The following is an 18,602-nucleotide window of genomic DNA, read 5'->3' as shown; positions in this document are numbered from 1 at the left end:
CACCGTATACGGCAACGGCCGCCGCCGGTGCGGCAGCCTGCTGGCTGCGACACGGGCGACGGCCGTTCAACGGGGTGGCCTCCGAGTTACCGCGAGCTGCCCGCTCCGGCCTCAGCATAGGAGGTTGCCGGCAGCTCGGCCGTTTCCGGCGAGCGTGGGCTGTCCGCGCCGGGCAGGTGCTCGTTGAGCTTGGCGCCCTCGACGTCCACGTCCGGCAGCATCTTGTCCAGCCACTTGGGCAGGTACCAGGCGTGCCTGCCCAACAGGTACATCACCGCCGGCGTCAACGTCATGCGGATGAGGAACGCGTCGACCAGCACACCGACCGCGAGGGAGAACCCGAGGGCGCGGATCATGGTCAGATGGCTGAAGATGAAGCCGGCGAAGACGCTGGCCATGATCAGGGCTGCCGCGGTGACCACCGGCGCGGCCTGCTTCAGCCCGGAGGTGACGGCTCGGCGCGGATCCTCGCCGTGGACGTACGCCTCGCGCATACCGGAGACCAAGAACACCTGATAGTCCATGGCCAGGCCGAAGAGGATGCCGATCAGGAGGATGGGTAGGAAGCTCATGATCGGACCGGGCGAATCCACGCCGAAGACCGAGGAGAGCCAACCCCACTGGTAGACGGCCGTGGTGGCGCCGAAGGCGGCGAACAGCGAGAGCAGGAACCCTGCCGTGGCCAGCAGCGGAACCACGATCGACCGGAACACGAGCAGCAGCAGGACCAGCGACAGCCCGACGACGACCGTGAGGTACAGCGGCAGGGAGTCCATGAGCTTCTCGGTCACGTCGATCTGGGCTGCGACCTGGCCGGTGAGGGCCACGTCGGCGCCCGTCGCCGCCTCGATGTCCGCCGCGGCGTCGCGCAACTCGTGGACGAGCGCCTCCGTCTCCTCAGACGCGGGCCCCTCTTCGGGGACCACTTGGAGGATGCCGACCGTGTTGTCCTCGTTGATGGAGGCGGGAACGGCTGCCACGACGCCGTCGACGTCCCGCAAGTAGTCAGCGACGTCCAGGTTGGCGCGCAGGGCATCGTCGTCGTTCAGAGGCTCGCCCGACTCGTCCCGGGGCAGATCGGCGACGACGAGCAGTGGTCCGTTGTACCCCGCGCCGAAGCGCTCGCTCATCGTGTCGTACGCCGTCCGCGCGGTGCTGCCGGCCGGTTCTGCACCGCCGTCGGGCAGTGCGGTCCGCAGGTCGGTGGCGGGCAGCGCGACGGCGCCGAGCAGCAGGACTGTCGCCATCGTGGTCAGCCACGGGTGGCGCGTGACGACGGCGCCCCAGCCCCGCGGGGAGGACGTGCGGGACTCGTGCGCCGCGGGCACCGGTGCCTGCGCTGCGACGGCCGCCTTGGCCCGGGCCTTGCGGGACAGCAGGCGCATGCCGATCACGGACAGCACCGCCGGAGTGAGTGTCACGGACATGAGCACGGCGACGGCCACCGTGAAGGCCGCGGACAGGCCCAAAATGGACAGGAACGGCAGGCCCGGGACCACGAGGGCGGCCAGCGCGATGACCACCGTCAGGCCCGCAAAGACCACAGCGTTGCCGCTGGTGCCGGTGGCACGAGCGATCGACTCGCGCAGCTCCATGCCACCGAGGAGCTGGGTGCGGTGGCGATGGACGATGAACAGCGAGTAGTCGATGCCGACCGCCAAGCCGAGCATGAGCGCTAGGGCCGGGGTGATCGAGGGCATCTCGATCAATGAGGAGAACGCCAGCGTTCCGCCGACGCCGACGCCGACGCCCAAGACCGCCATGATGAGTGGCAGTCCTGCCGCCACCACCGTGCCGAGCATGACCAGGAGCACGACGGCGGCAATCGCCAAGCCGATCACCTCGGCGATACCGAACACCTCGGAGACGTCTTGGACGAGTTGCTGGGACAAATCGGCCTGCACTCCGGCCGACTCGACGGAGGTGGCGATGGCACGAATCTCGTCGCGCGTCTCAGTGTCCAGCGCGTCGGTCTGCCCGAAGAACTGGATGGTGGCGGCCGCGGTGGTGCCGTCCTCGGAGATGAACCGCAGACCCTCGCTGGCCGCGGCTTGGCGGGTGCCGAGGGCAATGTCCTCGCGCGCCTGCTCTAGCTCGGCGGCACCGTCGGCGAGCTCCTGCTCCGCCTCGGGCAGCTTGGCCTCCTCCTCGTCGAGGGTTGCTTCCGCCTCGTCGAGCTGGGCCGCGTTGTCCGCGATTTCTTGCTCCGCGGCCTCAAGCTTGGCGCGGTTCTCCGCAATTTCCGCCTGGCCGGCGGCGAGCTCGTCCTCGCCCGCCGCAATCTCCGCGGCGGCCTGTTGTAGGCGCGCCTCGTTGGTCTCGATCTCGGCCGCGGCTGCGTCGAGCTCGGCGCGGGCGGCGTCGAGTTCCTGCTTGGCCGCGGGCAGCTGGGCCGCGGCCGCCTCCAACTCGGAGCGCTGGGCTTCGAGTTGCTGGCGTCCCGACTCCAGCTCGGCGCGGCCCGCCTCCAGCTGCGCGGAGGACTCCTGCAACTCGGTGATGCCGGCGCGGCCCGTATCGATCTGCTCCTGCGCAGCCGCGCGCTCGGCGTCGGAGAGCTCCGTGTTGGCGTCGAGCTGCTCTTGCTGCGCATCGAGCGCGGCGGAGGCCTCTTCCAACGTCGAGACACCGAACTGACTGGTGAGCTCGGCTACGCCCGCCTCGTACTGCTGCTGACCGGCCTCGAGCTGCGCGGCGCTTTCCTCGAGCTGTTGCTCTGCGGCCGTGAGCTGTTCGCGGCCGTCGGCAACCTGCGCGGCGCCGGCCTGATACTCGGCGAGACCGTCTTGATACTGTGCCTCTCCGGCGGCGAGCTGCTCCTTGCCGTCCTCGAGCTGGGCACGGCCGCTGTTGAGCTGAGCGCGTCCGTCTTCGAGCTCGGCAGCACCGGCGTTGAGTTCCGCCTGACCGGCTTCGAGCTGCTCCCAGCCGTCGGCCACCTCAGCGCGGGCCTCCTCCAACTGGGCGCGCCCGTCTTCGACCTCGGCCCGTCCGTCGGCGAGTTGCTCTTTGCCGTCCTCCAGCTGTTGGCGGCCGTCGGCTAGCTCCTCTTCGCCGGAGGCGATTTCCTCTCGAGCGTCCTCCAGTTGCGTGACGGCGTCGTCGAGGTCGTCCTGCAACGCAAACGGGTCGCGGGCCTCGTTCACCTCGTCGAGCGCGGCCAGTTCTTTGAGGGCGCGCTGAACTTCGGCGCGCTGCTCCTCGGTGAACTCGCTACCGTCCTGGGTTTGGAAAACGATGGTGCCCGTGCCGCCAGCGGCGTCCGGCATCTCTTCCTGGAGCCGGTCCAGCGTCTGCTGCGTTTCCGTTCCCGGGATGGAGAACTGATTGGTCAGCGTGCCCATGAACATGGACGCGCCCAGCGCGACGATCGCGATGACCGCCACCCACGCGCTGACGAACCACCAGCGGAAGTGGGCTGCGGCGCGGCCGAGCCGGTAGAGGAAAGAAGCCACGGGTTGGACCTTTCGAAGAGCAGAGGGGGTGGGTTATTGGGCGCGGGTTTGTAGGGCGCTAAAGCCGTCCCGCAATTGGGTCATGGCCTCTAGGAGGAGCTCGTGGAGCTCCTCGGTGGCCTCGTGATCGGGGCGGAAGCGGTGAGCACTCGGTGGAGCCGAGTCGAGCACCGCGGCGTCGTCGAACCGTTGCCCCCAGTGCAGGAAAGCGGCCCGGCCGACGCCCACGACGGCGTGGGCAAAGGCGGCCGACGCGAGGGCTGGAGCATCGGGCGCCGCAGTGCGCAGGAAGTCGACGACGCGCTCGGCGCAGTCGTTCCACGATTCCATTTGCATCCGGGAGAGCTGCGGATTCGTCTGGGCGAGCAAGAACAGCTCGGCGACGGGCTCGAGGCGCTCGGGGGTGAAACTCTCTCGCAGCGCCCGGATGGCCGCCTCGGCGGCGGGCAAGCTCTCCGGCCCGGTGGCAAGGTGCGCCACGGCGGACTCCAGGAAGTCGTCGAGCGGAACGTTGAGGGCGGCTTCGACCGAACTGAAGTAGTTAAAGAACGTCCGCCGGGAGATGTTGGCCGCTTCGGCAATGCTCTCGGCCGTGACCGGCTCGGTGGGGGCTCGGCGGACGAGGTCCAGCGCCGCCTCAACGATGGCGGCGCGGGTGGCTGCTTTGTTTTGCTCGCGGCGGGAGACGGAGTGCGGTGGAGTGGTCACAAAGAATTACACTACGTGCAACTTTGCACGCTGTGCAATTCATGGGTAGTCAGTGAGACCCATCTCATACCACTGGGCCGGCACTGCAGTGCAGTACCGGCCCAGTGGGTCGATCAGCAGCCATCGGCTGCGGGGTGAAGCGCGGCGATGAATTTACGCGCGCGACTGACTCAGGTCACGCGCCTCGTCCTCGTCGGCGCGCACGCCGTCGGCAGCATCAGCCGTGTCCGCGGCGGCGTCGTCCTCAAACGGGTCGAGGGGGTTGGATGCGTTGTACACGTCTTCGTCCAGAAGGCCCTCGCGCTTGGCGACGATGGTGGGAACCAGGATCTGTCCGGCGACGTTCACGGCCGTGCGGCCCATATCCAAGATCGGGTCGACGGCGAGCAACAGAGCCACGCCCTCGAGGGGCAAGCCCACCGTGGTGAGGGTCAGCGTCAGCATCACGGTCGCGCCGGTCGTGCCCGCGGTCGCCGCGGAACCGATGACCGAGACCAACACGATCAGCAGGTAGTGAATGATGTTCAGATCAACGTTGAAGAACTGTGCCACGAAGATGGCAGAGATGGCGGGATAGATGGCCGCGCAGCCGTCCATCTTGGTGGTGGCGCCGAGCGGCACCGCGAAGGAGGCGTAGCCGCTCGGCACCCCCAAGTTGCGCTCGGTGACTCGCTGGCTCAGCGGCAGGGTCCCTACCGAAGACCGGGACACGAAAGCCAGCTGTATCGCCGGCCAGGCGCCCGCAAAGTACTTGCGGAAGGACAGGCCGCTGACCTTCAGCAGGATGGGGTAGACGATGAAGAGCACGGCGGCGAGGCCGACGTAGATGGCCAGCGTGTATTGGCCGAGGGCCCCAATGGTGTCCCAGCCATACGTCGCGGTGGCGTTGCCCAGCAAGCCGATCGTTCCCAGCGGGGCCAAGCGGATGATCCACCACAGGACCTTCTGAATGATGGCCAGCGTGGAGCGGGCGAAGCTGAGGAACGGGTCGGCCGCCGCGCCCACCTTGAGCGCGGCAATACCGACGGCGATGGCCACGACGATGATCTGCAGGACGTTGAAGTTCACGCGCGTGGACACGGACTGCTCATCGGCGGAGAACCCGGCGGACACGTCGAGGCCGAGGTAGTTGGCCGGGATGAGGCCCTGCAGGAACCCGAGCCAGCTGCCCGTGCCGCCCTCGTAACCGGCGGGGGTTTCCTGACCGGTGCCGACGCCTGGCTGGAAAATAGTGCCCAAGGCGATGCCGATCACCACGGCAATGAGCGCGGTGATCATGAACCACAGCAGGGTCTTCCACGCGAGCCGAGCGGCGTTAGAGACCTGCGAGAGGTTGGCGATCGAGGCGATGATCGCAAAGAAAATCAGCGGGATCACCGCGGTGCGCAGCAGGGACACATAGGACGAGCCAATGATTTGCAGGGTCTGGCCCAGCGCGTTGGGGTCGTCGGCGGTGCTGCCGGTGGCCTTCGCGATGAGGCCCAGGACCACGCCGACGACGAGCGCGGCGATGACCTGCGGGCCAAACGCTGTCATCCAGCGGGGCAGGCGGGGTTTCGTTGAAGCAGAAGGTTGAGTGGTCACCGAGAGAGACTAAGTGTCCCACGCCAAGAAGATGAAGCCTCTATGGCGCTTTGTGACACTCATGTGCCCAGCATCACCTCGCGGGTGGGGCGGAGGGCTTGCCCACCCGCGAGGCGCGCTTAACCGAGGAGGGCGTTGCGCAGCGTATCGAGGCCCACCGAGCCGACGGCGAGAGCCTCGGTGTGGAAGGCCTTCAGATCAAAGTCCTCGCCTTCGCGGCGCTGCCGCTCGGCGCGAATTTCTTCCCAGAGCCGCTGGCCGATCTTGTACGACGGCGCCTGTCCCGGCCACCCCAAGTAGCGGATGAACTCAAAGTTGAGCTGCCCGGGGGAGATGTCGAGGTGCTGACTGAGGAAGGCATAGCCCAGCTCCGGATCCCACGTTTGACCCGGCGCGCCAGCGCCCATGAGCTCCGCGTCCCAGTCCGCGGGCAGGTCCAACTCCAGGTGCACCCCCAGATCGAAGACCACGCGCGCTGCGCGCATCCGCTGCATGTCCAGCATGCCGAGGTGATCGCCCGGGTCGGAGAGGAAACCCAGCTCCAGCATTAGCTGCTCGGCGTAGAGCGCCCATCCCTCGGCGTGCCCGGAGGTGAAGGACACGTTGCGGCGCCAATTGTTGAGCGTGTCTTTGAGCCGCGTTTGCGTGGCAATTTGGAGGTGGTGGCCCGGCACGCCCTCGTGGTAGACCGTCGTCGTCTCGGCCCACGTGGTGAAGTCTTCTTCACCGGCTGGGACGGACCACCACATGCGGCCTGGGCGGGAGAAGTCATCCGACGGGCCGGTGTAGTAGACCCCACCCTCTTGGGTCGGGGCGATCATGCACTCAATCCGGTCCATCGGCGCCGGAATGTCAAAGTGCACGTCCTGCAGGGCCTTCAGTGCGGTGTCAGAGAGGTCCTGCATCCATGTCCGCAACGCGTCCGTGCCGTGCAGGGTGCGCTCCGGGTCGCTGTTGAGGATCTCTTTGGCCTCGGCGACGCTGGCGCCCGGGCGGACGGCCTGGGCGACCTCTTGCTGCTGACGGATGATCCGGGTGAGTTCGGCAATGCCCCAGGCGTAGGTTTCCTCGAGGTCCACCGTGGCGCCGAGGAAATAGCGCGACATGAGCTGGTAGTACTCGCGTCCGACGGCGTCTCGATCCGGCGCGTGCGGGAGCAGGTCCGTCTCGAGAACGTCGGCGAACGTGCCGTACGCCTCGGCGGCGATGCGCGCATTGGTGGTCAAGTCCACCTGCAATTCGGCGGGCAGCGTCCCCTCGGCGGGGCTGGCGTTCTGGGCAAGTTGCTCGAAGTACCCGTCCTCGGCCGCATACTCACGGCATTGGCCGATGACGGTCTCCACTTGCCGGCGGGCCGGGACCTGACCTGCATCACGGCTCGTGCGCAGTGAGGTGGTGTACCCGCCGAGCGCTTCGGGGAGGTTCGCCAGCCGGGTGCTGACGTGTTGCCACTGCTCCACGGTCTCGGTGGGCATCAGGTCAAAGATGCTGCGGATAGATTGCGCAGGGGAGGCCAAGTTATTGAGCTCGGTGATCCCCGTGGCGTGGATTTCCAGCTCCAGTCCGAGCCGCTCACGCAGCGCATCCAGCGTGACGGCGTCGACGGCGTCGACCGGCTCAAGTCCTTCGAGGGCATCCAGCGCCTGGCGGGCTGCCTCGGCATCCGCGGCACGTCCAGCGGGGGAGTAATCGGCGTATTCGCTTTCCCGGCCCTCCAGCCCCAGCATGGTGGCGAACTCGGGGTGCAGGCGGAGCAGTTGGTCGTAGTACTCGTTGGCGACGGCATCAATGCGGGACGAGGCACGGCTCGGCGTCTCGGTGGTGACAGTCATGGCCCGAGCCTATCGTGAGCGGGGCCACTGCGGTCACTGCTGCGGCAGCGGGCTAGAACCGGCCGCTGCGCCACGCCCCCGGCATCGAGACCATGCGGCGGCTATCCCGCACTCGCGTCCTGATCGTGTCTTTGCGGGTCCGCCCGGTTCGGGATGTTTCCTCGCCGGAGGCAGCCGCGGAGAGGACGACGGCGGCCAACGCGGCCAGCTCCTCGGCCGTGGGCTGGCCGCGGGTGACCTCGAAGGCGTGAGGGGCCGCCTCGGCGGTCGTCGTCGTGGGGTTTTCTCCTGATGATTCGCTCATGCCCGGCTCCTTACAGCGGAATGTTGCCGTGCTTCTTGGCCGGGATCGAGGCGTGCTTGTCCCGGGTGGCGCGCAGGCCGCGGATGATCTGCAGGCGCGTCTCGCTGGGGGCAATGACCGCGTCCACGTAGCCGAGCTCAGCCGCTTGGTACGGGTTGAGCAGCTCTGCCTCGTATCCCTCAATGATTTCGGTTCGCTTGGCCTCTACGTCGCCGCCTTCGGCTTCGACCTGTGCCAAGTCGCGGCGGTAGAGAATGTTGACGGCGCCTTGGGCGCCCATCACGCCAATCTGTGCCGTGGGCCAGGCGAGGTTGATGTCGGCCCCGAGCTTCTTCGAACCCATGACAATGTACGCGCCCCCGTAGGCCTTGCGCGTGATCACGGTGAGCTTGGGGACGGTGGCCTCGGCGTAGGCGTAGAGCAGCTTCGCGCCGCGGCGGATGATGCCTTGGAATTCCTGGTCTTTGCCGGGGAGGAAGCCCGGAACATCGACGAGGGTCAGGATCGGAATGTCGAAGGCGTCGCAATTTCGCACGAAACGAGCGGCCTTTTCCGAGGCGGCGATGTCCAGCGTGCCCGCGAACTGCAGGGGCTGATTGGCGACGATGCCCACGGAGCGTCCCTCGACGCGTGCGTATCCGATGATCACGTTGGGCGCGTAGAGCGCCTGCATCTCGAGGAATTCGCCGTCGTCAACCACGTGCTCGATGACGGTGCGCATGTCATAGGGCTGGTTGGCCGAATCCGGGATGAGAGCGTCCAGCGCCAGGTCATCCTCGGTGAGTTCCGGCTCATCGGTGAACTCCAGCTGTGGGGCCTCGGCGAGGTTATTGGACGGCAGGTGGTCCAGCAGGTCCCGGACAAATTCGAACGCATCCGTCTCATCCGAGGCCAGGTAGCTGGCGGTGCCGGTGGTGGCGTTGTGCTGGCGGGCCCCGCCGAGCGTCTCCATGTCCACGTCCTCGCCCGTGACGGTCTTGATGACATCCGGCCCGGTAATGAACATGTGGCTGGTCTTGTCCACCATGATCACGTAGTCCGTCAGCGCGGGTGAATACGCCGCGCCGCCCGCGCAGGGGCCCATGATGACGGAGATCTGCGGGATCACGCCGGACGCGTGGACGTTGTTGCGGAAGATGTCCGCGAACATGGCGAGGGAGGCTACGCCCTCCTGGATGCGTGCGCCGCCACCGTCGTTAATGCCGATCACGGGGCAGCCGTTGCGCAGGGCGAACTCTTGGACCTTGACAATTTTTTCCCCATTGACCTTGGACAGCGAGCCGCCGAAGACGGTGAAATCCTGCGAGTAGACGGCCACTGGGCGGCCATCGACGGTGCCGTAGCCGGAGACTAGCCCGTCGCCGAGGGGGTGGCGCTTGCCCATGCCGAAGGCGGTGGTGCGGTGGACGGCGAGGGCATCAAACTCGACGAACGAGCCCTGGTCTAGCAGCATCTCGATGCGCTCGCGTGCGGTGTTCCTCCCGCGGGCGTGCTGCTTCTCGACGGCTTCAGGGCCGGAGGGGAGCATCGCTTCTGCCTGGCGACGGCGGAATTCGGCGATCTTGCCAGCCGTGGTGTTTAGATCGATCGCTGCGGCGTCGCTCATCCTTCGAGGGCTCCTTCACTCGTCCTACGGGTCATGCGGGGCTGCCGGTTGGGGTGGGGCGTGGCCCGCCCGTCACCCCGACGGCGCGCGGGCTTTCCTGAGATTCGCACTGTAGGAACAACACAATCCAAGCGCCCACTCTGGCAAGTCTAGTGAGCTAGGGCTGCGGTGTGGCTGTAGGAAGCCTACAAAAACGCGGGCAATGTTCGCGGCGCGCGCCTCGGCGACCGGCGCTGGAAACGCTACTGGCGGGTAACTTTTTGGTGTGATCCGCGTTACGCTGATCGGCATGAGTGAGAACACCCCCACGCCCGCGCTGGCTGGACGCACCCTGATCATGAGCGGCGGAAGTCGCGGCATTGGGCTCGCGATCGCCTGCGCCGCGGCCCGTCACGGAGCAAACATCGCGCTGCTGGCCAAAACGGCTGAGCCGCACCCCCAGCTCGAAGGCACCGTCTACACCGCCGCAGAGGCCGTGGAGGCGGCCGGCGGCCGCGCGCTGCCGGTGGTGGGGGACGTGCGTCATGACGACGACGTCGCCGCCGCCGTCGCCGCCACGGTCGACGCGTTCGGGGGCATCGACGTCGTCGTTAATAACGCCTCTGCCATCGATCTGTCGACGACGGACGCGGTGGAGATGAAGCGTTACGACCTGATGCAGGACATCAACGTGCGCGGGACCTTCCTCCTGTCGAAGCTGGCCCTGCCGCACCTACGTGATTCGGCCCGGGCTGGCCGCAACCCCCACATCCTCACGCTCTCGCCGCCCATCGCCAGCGGTCCCGACGGGACCTTGGACCCCCAATGGGCTGGCAAACACTTGGCCTACACCATGGCCAAGTACGGGATGAGCATGACGACGCTGGGCCTCGCCGAGGAGCTGCGCGGTGACGGGATCGGCGTGAATTCGTTGTGGCCGGCGACGCTGATCGACACGGCGGCGATCCGCGCCCTGCCCGACGGGGCGCGGATGGCCGCGGCCTCGCGTTCGCCACAGGTGGTAGCCGACGCCGCCATCAGCCTCCTCGGCCGATCCTCAGGCGAGGTGACGGGGAATTTCTTCACGGACGAGCAGGTCCTCGCTGAGGACGGAGTGACGGACTTCAGCGCCTACCACTCAGGCGGTCCTCTGCTACCGGATATCTTCTTGTCAGGTGGCCCGGCTACCGTGTAGTCCATGACTACCGCAGACCCCTCGCCGCGGCGTGCCGCACTTGATTCCGCGGCTTTTGACGCCTTGCGCGCGCCCGCCGGGCCCTACAGCCGGATCGACGTCGTCGAGGAAACGGGGTCAACCAACGCCGATCTCGTCGCCGATTCCACCGCGGGGGATCGCAGTGCGCTGATCGCGACGCATCAGAGTCAGGGCAAGGGGCGCCTCGGCCGCGGCTGGTCCGCGCCGGCGCGCAGTTCTCTCGCGGTGTCCATCAAGTTTGCTCCGGAGCGATTCGAGGACGGTGCCTACGGGTGGCTCTCGATGCTGTGCGCCCTCAGCTTGGTGAGTGCCCTCGAGGCGCGCGGCGTCAACGCCGCCGTGAAGTGGCCGAACGATGTCCTGATTGCCTCGCCCGACGGCGGGCCGTGGCGGAAGGTCGCTGGCCTGCTCGCGCAGTTGGTGCCGCCGGTTGCCGCCGACCAACGGACCGCGGTCGTCGTCGGCGCTGGGATCAACGTCAACGTCAGCGCCCAAGAATTGCCCGTGCCGACCGCCACGAGCCTGACGGCGGCGGGGTACGCGGCCTCGCTGGACGCCGTCGCGTGCGACTATCTCGCCGCGGTCGACCGGGAGTACTCGAGGCTCTTGGCCGCAGGGACGGTGGAGCGCTCGGGGTTGCGCGACCGCGTCGCCGCGCGCATGGCGACCATCGGGGTGGACATCAAGGCAGAGCTGCCCGGGGGCGAAGCGCTCGAGGCAACCGCGACGGGCCTAGCCCTCGACGGTGGCCTCGACGTGCGCACCGTTGCCGGCGAGCGGCGCGTCCTGCATGCGGCCGACGTCGTCCACGTGCGCCGCTCACAGGGCGGGTATGCGTAGCGAAGCTGACCGGCGCAAGGGGCCCTGACTAGACTAGAGGGGTAGGCGTCATCAGGGAGGAGGAAGAACCATGCGCATCAAGCTCGGCGACGACGAGCGGGTCATCGTGAAGACCCGCCAGCACCGCCGCGTGCTGGTTCGGCCCGTCATCCTCCTGTTCCTCGTCGTTGGGGCCTCCGGGTTCGGGTTGGGCTGGCTGGGCCGCGAGGACGTGGCGGCGTGGGCGGCGGACCTGACACCGCTGCTGACTGCGGCCGTGTTCGTCATCGGGGGATTGCTGATGCTCGGGTGGAGCGTCCGGCCGTACCTGCGGTGGGCGCGCACCTGGTACTACCTGACAAATCGACGCGTCGTGATCCGCACGGGCGTTTCGGCACGGTCCCTGCGGGAACTACCCCTCGTGCTGATTCGTGAACTTGTTGTCCGCCAATCTGTGGCCCAGCGCTCCGTGCAAGCGGGCCACCTCATGCTGTTGACCGCCAATGGGGAGACCACGCTGAAGAACGTTCCGTCAGTCCACAAGCTGCGTGAACTCACGCTGGACGCGATCGAGGATCTGCCGCGCAGCGTCATGTTCGATGGCGCAGATTTCGGGGCGGAGCAGGCCATCAGGTGGTCCGCCCCAGCCCAGCAAGGCCCCCTCCATGTCTGAGCAGCATCACGAGCCAGGTTCTGACGAGCCGGCACCGCAGGAGCCCACGTCCCAGACGCAGGAGATGCCGCGCGTCGACGTCGAGCTGACCTTCCCGGAGAAGTCGCGTTACGAGGCCGGCACGGCACCGGACTTTGATGATCCGTACCGGATTGATGTGGACGCCATTCTCAGCCACGCAGATTTACCCACGGATCCTGGTCCCATCACGCGCGCCCTCCCGCTCGTTGATGCCATTAAGCGTCAGCAGGTGAAGGCCTCCACGCGCAGCCTCGAGGCGCGGCTCATCGGCGGCGAACGCACCATGAAGCGCCGAGAAGTGGCCCAGAAGGCCGGCATCTCGCTGCATAGCGCCCGCAAGCTGTGGCGCGCGCTGGGCTTTCCAAATCACGGCGAAGAAGACGTCGCGTTCACGCAGAATGACCTGCAGGCACTGCTGACCATCGTGGACAATGTTCGCTCCGAGACGCTCACGGAAGAAGCAGCGATTTCGGTGACGCGGTCCATCGGGCAGATGACCGATCGGATGGTCGTCTGGCAGATCGAGGCCCTGGTGGAGGACATGATCCAGAACCAGGGGCTCAGCGATCCCGAGGCACGGCGGAAAATGGTGGAGTTGCTGCCGGAGCTGATCGCTCCCATCGAGGAACTGCTCGTCTACACGTGGCGCCGCAACCTCAATGCGGCGATCCAGCGTCTGGGCGCCCGGTCTCAAGCCGGAGTGGTCTCGGGGAACGATGACGATGCGCCGCTGCCGTTGGCGCGGGCCGTGGGTTTCGCCGACCTCGTCTCCTATACCTCGCTTTCGCGGCGGATGAATGAGCGCACCCTTGCGCAGTTGGTGCAGCGCTTCGAGAACAAGGCCGCGGAAATCATCTCGGTGGGCGGCGGCCGGCTTGTGAAAACCATCGGCGATGAAGTGTTGTTTGTCGCGGAGACGCCGCAGGCGGGTGCGCAGATCGCACTGACCTTGGCCCAGGAACTGAATGCGGATGAGGCCCTGCCCGCGGCCCGCGTCTCCGTAGTGTGGGGGCGGGTGCTCTCCCGGCTGGGCGATATATACGGGCCCACCGTCAACCTTGCCGCGCGGCTGACGGCCCTGGCCGAGCCCGGGCAAATCCTGACCGATGCGCTCACCGCGGCCACCCTCAAAGATGACGCCCGCTTTGTGGTGCAGGAGTTGGAGGCCACCTCGGTGCGCGGCTTCGGCGACATCAATCCTTTCGACCTCGCCCACGGCGAGGGCGGTTCGCTCGTCATCGACTAATTTCCACCCGCCGTTTTTGTCCACGGTGTCGTCGCTTTCGCGGTGTCCCGAATCGCCGGGGGCTCGCCGGCGCGTCATGGTGACTTCTCCCCATCGCAACAGATTTCTCTTTCGCCTAGACTTCTCACGCGCGGGTGGTCACTCGGAGGGGGTACCGCCGTTGCTCTCGAGAGGGTCGTTAAATCCAATGACCTGCAATAATCTGGAACGACGCGACGAGAAAGCAGTAGCACTATGACGATGACGAATGAGCAGGCAGCGTGGTTTTCCGAGACCTTCGGCAAGCTCGTCAACAACGTGAGCAAGGCCGTGCTGGGCAAACAGGACGTTGTGAAGCTGGTCCTGACGGCCATGTTGGCCGAGGGCCACGTCCTGCTCGAGGACGCCCCAGGCACGGGCAAAACGATGCTGGCCCGTTCGCTGGCCGCGACCGTCAAAGGCACCAATTCGCGTATTCAGTTCACCCCTGACCTGCTGCCCTCGGACGTCACCGGCATCACGATCTTCGATCAGAAGACCCAGGATTTCGAGTTCCATCGGGGCCCCATTTTTGCCAATCTCGTACTCGCCGATGAGATCAACCGTGCCTCGCCCAAGACCCAGTCCGCGCTGCTCGAGGTGATGGAGGAGGGGCGCGTCACGATCGACGGGGTGACGTACCCCCAATCGCGGCCTTTCATGGTGATCGCCACGCAGAATCCCATCGAGCAGGCGGGCACCTACCGGCTACCGGAGGCTCAGCTCGACCGGTTCCTCATCAAAACGTCGATCGGCTACCCGGACCGTGCCGCGACGGTTGAGCTGCTGTCCGGAAGCTCGCAGCGGGACCGATCCCAAGCGCTCATGCCAATCATCACGACAGAAGCGGTCGCGGATATGGCCGATTTGGCGACCACCGTGCACGTCGATCACGCGATCCTCGACTACGTCGCCCAGCTCTGCGAGGCCACGCGCTCGGCAGAAGAAACCCGGTTAGGCGTCTCGGTGCGTGGTGCCCTCGCCATGATCCGGGCGGCCAAGATTTGGGCGGCGTCCGAGGGACGCAACTACGTATTGCCCGATGACGTCAAGGAATTGGCGCCGCACGTCTTCACGCACCGTTTGGTGCTGGACCCGGAGGCCGAATTCACGGGAGCAACGGCCGAGAAGGTGCTCGCCGACGTCGTGCGGACCGTTCCGGCCCCCACCCAGCGGGGAGCCACGGCCTCGGCCGCTGCGTCGACTCCGGTGCCCGAGCCCGTCACCACGACCGGCAGCCACGCTGACGAGCGGTACGCCTCCAACCGCATGAACACGGACGCCCACGCTGCGACGGGGGATCCGGACGACGACGAGACCATCCTGAAGCCGCAGACCCACGAGCGCGGGGACGCCGGCCAGGCATGAGGGACGGGGAGAACCGCCGCTCCCGCCGTGCTGCCGAGCGCTCTGGCCGCCGGGCCGCGCTGAGCGCTCACGCCGCGCGCTCGGCCACCGCGGTGAGCGAGGGCGTCGATGTGGCGCGTGAGTACGCGCGTCCGGCGACCGAACGCGCCGGCGACCTGTTCGAGCGGTACGTCGCGCCCTTGGCGCGCGTCGTGTCCCCGCTGGGCTTCGCCATCGCGGGCACCGCCCTCACGCTGTGGGTCCTCGGCGCGGCCTTCGGCTGGCTCGAGGCGAGCCTTGGCGCGGCCATGGGCACGCTCCTGCTCGTCATCGCCATCGGATTCATCGTGGGCAAGAGCGAGTACGACGTCGCCCTCGACCTCCACCGCACTCGCGTGGCCGTCGGGGACCGGGCGGTGGGCGCCATGGTGGTGAAGAACCCGTCCAAGCGCGCCACCTTCGGCACCACCATGGAGTTGCCAGTGGGCGCCGCCGTCGCCGAATTTAGAGTGCCGCGCTTGGGCCCCGGGGCCGAGCACGAAGACCTCTTCACCATCCCCACCAAGCGCCGCGCCGTCTTGGACGTGGGCCCCGTGCGCTCCGTGCGTCAGGACCCCTTCGGCCTCTTGCGGCGCCAGGTGCGTTGGAGTGACGAGTACGAGCTCTACGTGCACCCCAAAACCACCGCTCTGGATGGGTCCAGCTCCGGTTTCATCCGCGATCTCGAGGGCATGCCGACGTCGGATTTGTCCAACTCGGACGTGTCCTTTCACGCCCTGCGTGAGTATGAGGCGGGTGATGACCGCCGGCACATCCACTGGAAGTCCAGCGCGCGTACGGGCGAACTTATGGTGCGCCAATTCGAAGAGACGCGGCGCAGCCATCTGGCCATTGCCCTGTCCCTCAACCTCGGCGAGTACGGGGACGACCTCGAGCAAGCACCCGAGGATTTTGAGCTCGCGGTCTCCGTGGCCGCATCCATTGGGCTCCAAGCGGCCACCGAGCAGCGCAAGTTCTCCGTGCTGAGCCAATCCGGGCCGATCCGGACCGATACCGGGCGCAACATGATGGACGGGTTGACTCGGGTTCAGAGCCGACTCATGCCGCGCCGTAGCGTCGTCAACCTCACCCGCACCACGGCGGAGACGGTACCCACCGCGTCCGTGGTGTTCATTATTACCGGGGCCAAGACCAACGCTCGGCAGATGCGGCAGGCCAGCATGCATATCCCGCTCGGCGTGCGCGCCATCGCTATCCGGTGTGGACACGGGCTGAACGCCGCCCGCAACAACATTGGGGACCTCACCGTGCTGACCCTCGGCAACTTGGACGAACTCGGCGTGCTGCTCAGGAGGGCTGCCGCATGAGAACCCATCTTCCCCTGTGGCGCTACGCCGTCGATGCCGCCTGCTTGGGCGCGGCCCTGTGGCTAGCCGTCCTCGGCCTCAGCGACGCCTACGGCGGCAGCGTGTTCTTTGTCTTGGCTGGCGTCGGTGGCATCGTCGCTGGTCTCGGCCTCGCGTGGGTCTCCGTGCGGTTCCGGTGGGGCGCATGGCGAACGATCGCGCTGTTCATCCTCCTCTACGTCCTGCTCGGCACGCCTCTGGCGACGCCCCGGGAGGCGCTCTACGGCGTGATCCCCACGCTGGAATCGCTGCGCACGCTGCTCGCGGGTGTGGTGCTGGCGTGGAAAGACATGCTCACCGTCTCGCCGCCCGTCGGCGCGTACGGCGGCGTGCTGATCGTCGCCTTCCTGTCCGCCTTGGTCACGAGTGTGCTCGCGGGCATGATGGCGTGGCGATTGCGTTCGCCCTTCTGGACCTTGCTGCCGCTCTTGGCCATGTTTGTCATCGGGATTGTCTTCGGGACCCAAGACGTGCCCGTGCCGCTGCTGCGCGGCGGCGTCTTCGTGGCGCTGATCGTTGCGTGGCTCGCCTGGCGTCGGTACGTGGGGCGCATCGTCCGGGAGGGTTTCCGCTCACTTAATCACGCGGACGACGACGCGCGGGGCGTGCGGGACGGTTTGATCCGGCGCGTGGCGATCGGCGCCGTCGTCCTCGTCGTGGCGAGCGGCGTGACCGCCGTGGCCGCCCCCTTGATTAGCCCGGACACCCCGCGAAAGGTGCTGCGCGACGCCGTCGAGCCGCCCGTTGACCTGTACGAATACCCGAGTCCGTTGACGAGCTTCCGGAAGTACGTCAAAACCATGGCGGATGAGACGCTCCTGACCGTGAAAGGCTTGCCTGAGGGGCGGCGCGTCCGGCTGGCTGCCCTGGACTCATATAACGGCATGGTGTTCACGGTGGACCCGAGCTCGGGCGGCAATTTTGCCCCCGTGGGAGACTCGTCCACCATCCGTTCCGCCGAGGGCGAGGCGACGCGGGCTGCCGGCGAGCTCGAGATCACCATCGAAGAGTACGACGGCGTCTGGGTTCCGGCCGGCGGCAAGCTCAACGGGGTGGAGGTTCCTGAGGACAGCCAGGGCGATTTGGCTCGGTCGCTGTTCTATAGCGACGAGGCCGAGACGGCTCTCAGCGCCACGGGCTTGGCGCAGGGCGATCGCTATACCGCACACGTGCAGTTTCCCGTCACCCCCAGCGATGAGGTGCTCTCGGAAGCCGAGTTCTCCCAGCTGCGGATGCCGGACCTGGCGAATGTCCCGCCGATGGCCGCGGCGAAAGCCGTGGAGTACGTGGGGGCAGCTCAGGGCCCCCTCGACCGGGCGCGCAGCCTCGAAACGGTGCTCAGCACCTCCGGATACTTCTCCAATGGGGCCGAAGGTCAGGTCCCTTCCCTCTCTGGCCATGGCGCCGGACGGATCACGAGTCTGCTCGACGCCGAGGACATGATCGGCGATGACGAACAGTACGCGACGGCGATGGCGCTGATGGCCCGCGAGCAGGGCATGCCCGCTCGGGTGGTCATGGGCTTCTACCCGGAGGAATACAACGAATCGGCGACGGTGGAGATCACGGGCTCCGACGTCCACGCGTGGGTGGAGATCGCCTTCGAAAACATCGGGTGGGTGGCGTTTAATCCCACGCCCGACGACGATGAGCAGCCGACGCCCCCGGAGCAGGAGCCCAAGGCGGTACCGCAGCCGCAGGTGTTGCAGCCGCCGCCCCCCGCGCAGGAAGAGCCGGACCTTCCCCCGGAGACCGCCCCCGAGCCGCAAGACGTTGAGGAAGAAGACCTGACGTTCTGGGAGCGCTGGGGCACGGTCATCATCGCCGTGGCGATCTCCTTAGGATCGCTGCTCATCCTGCTGGCTCCCTTCCTGCTGATCCTGGCCCTGAAGCTGCGCCGGCGCCGCCGTCGTTTCCAAGGGGGATCGGCAGGAGACCGTGTGAGCGGAGGGTGGCAAGAGGTCCTCAGCCAGGCCACGGACTACGGCATCGTCTCCGTGCCGGGGGCGACGCGCCGCGAGAACGCGCGCGTGCTGACGGACTCGCTGGGCTCCTCGGCCGTTGCCGTGGTAGACCTCGCCGACCGCGCCGACCGCTCGACGTTCGCCGCGGGCGAGGTCACGGAGCAGGAAGTGGCAGACTACTGGGCGGCCGTGGACCGGCAGGCCGAGGCACTGTCCTCGTCGGCCACCTTCTGGCAACGGCTGAAGGCCAAGTACTCGCCCCGGTCCTTGATGCACGACGCCGCGGCGCAGGCGGCAGCGCGCCGGGCAGCCCGTGGGCCTGCGCAGCGCAGTCGGTGGGGGAAGCTGCCGGGCTGGCTAGGCCGATCTAGCGGAGAGGCCCGGCCCGTCCGTAAAGTAAACGAGAAACCATCGAAGGAGTAAC

General features: G+C 67.2%; 12 protein-coding genes and 1 pseudogene. 7 read left to right on the top strand and 6 right to left on the bottom strand.

Annotation, left to right across the window (positions count from 1 at the left end; all coding sequences use genetic code 11):
• Nucleotides 1-86: 86 nt before the first annotated feature.
• From IW252_RS03535 to IW252_RS03510, 6 genes are all read right to left on the bottom strand, one after another.
• Nucleotides 87-3,455, bottom strand: coding sequence for an MMPL family transporter (locus tag IW252_RS03535; protein ID WP_196835305.1), 3,369 nt, complete (start codon nucleotides 3,453-3,455; stop codon nucleotides 87-89).
• 33 nt (nucleotides 3,456-3,488) lie between these two features.
• A complete protein-coding gene (locus IW252_RS03530; RefSeq protein ID WP_196835304.1) occupies nucleotides 3,489-4,163 on the bottom strand; it encodes a TetR/AcrR family transcriptional regulator in 675 nt (224 codons plus the stop codon).
• Nucleotides 4,164-4,316: 153 nt separating this feature from the next.
• Complete coding sequence (locus IW252_RS03525) at nucleotides 4,317-5,699, bottom strand: dicarboxylate/amino acid:cation symporter (protein WP_196837075.1); 1,383 nt, start codon at nucleotides 5,697-5,699, stop codon at nucleotides 4,317-4,319.
• Between the two features lie 167 nt (nucleotides 5,700-5,866).
• Nucleotides 5,867-7,579, bottom strand: a complete 1,713-nt coding sequence (locus tag IW252_RS03520) for a DUF885 domain-containing protein (RefSeq protein WP_196835303.1) — start codon at nucleotides 7,577-7,579, stop codon at nucleotides 5,867-5,869.
• Between the two features lie 52 nt (nucleotides 7,580-7,631).
• Nucleotides 7,632-7,883 (bottom strand): acyl-CoA carboxylase epsilon subunit, encoded by a 252-nt coding sequence (locus IW252_RS03515; RefSeq protein WP_196835302.1) that lies wholly within the window; start codon nucleotides 7,881-7,883, stop codon nucleotides 7,632-7,634.
• A 10-nt stretch (nucleotides 7,884-7,893) separates the two neighbouring features.
• Nucleotides 7,894-9,489: an acyl-CoA carboxylase subunit beta gene (locus IW252_RS03510; protein WP_196835301.1), complete on the bottom strand. Its 1,596-nt coding sequence runs from the start codon at nucleotides 9,487-9,489 to the stop codon at nucleotides 7,894-7,896.
• A 289-nt stretch (nucleotides 9,490-9,778) separates the two neighbouring features.
• On the opposite strand from IW252_RS03510, the gene IW252_RS03505 reads away from it, so the two are divergent.
• The 7 genes and pseudogenes from IW252_RS03505 (at nucleotide 9,779) to IW252_RS03475 (ending at nucleotide 18,601) form a co-directional block, all read left to right on the top strand.
• Complete coding sequence (locus IW252_RS03505) at nucleotides 9,779-10,663, top strand: SDR family oxidoreductase (RefSeq protein WP_196835300.1); 885 nt, start codon at nucleotides 9,779-9,781, stop codon at nucleotides 10,661-10,663.
• A gap of 3 nt (nucleotides 10,664-10,666) precedes the next feature.
• Complete coding sequence (locus IW252_RS03500; RefSeq protein ID WP_196835299.1) at nucleotides 10,667-11,524, top strand: biotin--[acetyl-CoA-carboxylase] ligase; 858 nt, start codon at nucleotides 10,667-10,669, stop codon at nucleotides 11,522-11,524.
• 70 nt (nucleotides 11,525-11,594) lie between these two features.
• Nucleotides 11,595-12,176 carry a PH domain-containing protein gene (locus tag IW252_RS03495; RefSeq protein WP_196835298.1) on the top strand — a complete coding sequence of 194 codons (582 nt, stop codon included), beginning with the start codon at nucleotides 11,595-11,597 and terminating at the stop codon, nucleotides 12,174-12,176.
• Nucleotides 12,169-13,443: an adenylate/guanylate cyclase domain-containing protein gene (locus IW252_RS03490; RefSeq protein WP_231365886.1), complete on the top strand. Its 1,275-nt coding sequence runs from the start codon at nucleotides 12,169-12,171 to the stop codon at nucleotides 13,441-13,443. The genes IW252_RS03495 and IW252_RS03490 overlap by 8 nt, the downstream gene beginning before the upstream one ends.
• 234 nt (nucleotides 13,444-13,677) lie before the next feature.
• Nucleotides 13,678-14,637 (top strand): annotated as a pseudogene (locus IW252_RS03485) (AAA family ATPase); the annotation flags it as partial.
• Between the two features lie 188 nt (nucleotides 14,638-14,825).
• Nucleotides 14,826-16,175, top strand: coding sequence for a DUF58 domain-containing protein (locus IW252_RS03480; protein WP_196835296.1), 1,350 nt, complete (start codon nucleotides 14,826-14,828; stop codon nucleotides 16,173-16,175).
• Complete coding sequence (locus IW252_RS03475; protein WP_196835295.1) at nucleotides 16,172-18,601, top strand: transglutaminase family protein; 2,430 nt, start codon at nucleotides 16,172-16,174, stop codon at nucleotides 18,599-18,601. The genes IW252_RS03480 and IW252_RS03475 overlap by 4 nt, the downstream gene beginning before the upstream one ends.
• Nucleotide 18,602: the final 1 nt, after the last annotated feature.

The sequence above is a fragment of the Zhihengliuella flava genome, assembly GCF_015751895.1.
GTDB classification, from domain to species: Bacteria; Actinomycetota; Actinomycetes; order Actinomycetales; family Micrococcaceae; genus Zhihengliuella; species Zhihengliuella flava.
Note: the sequence above shows the minus strand (reverse complement) of the source record. Positions and strands in the feature narration are given on the sequence as shown.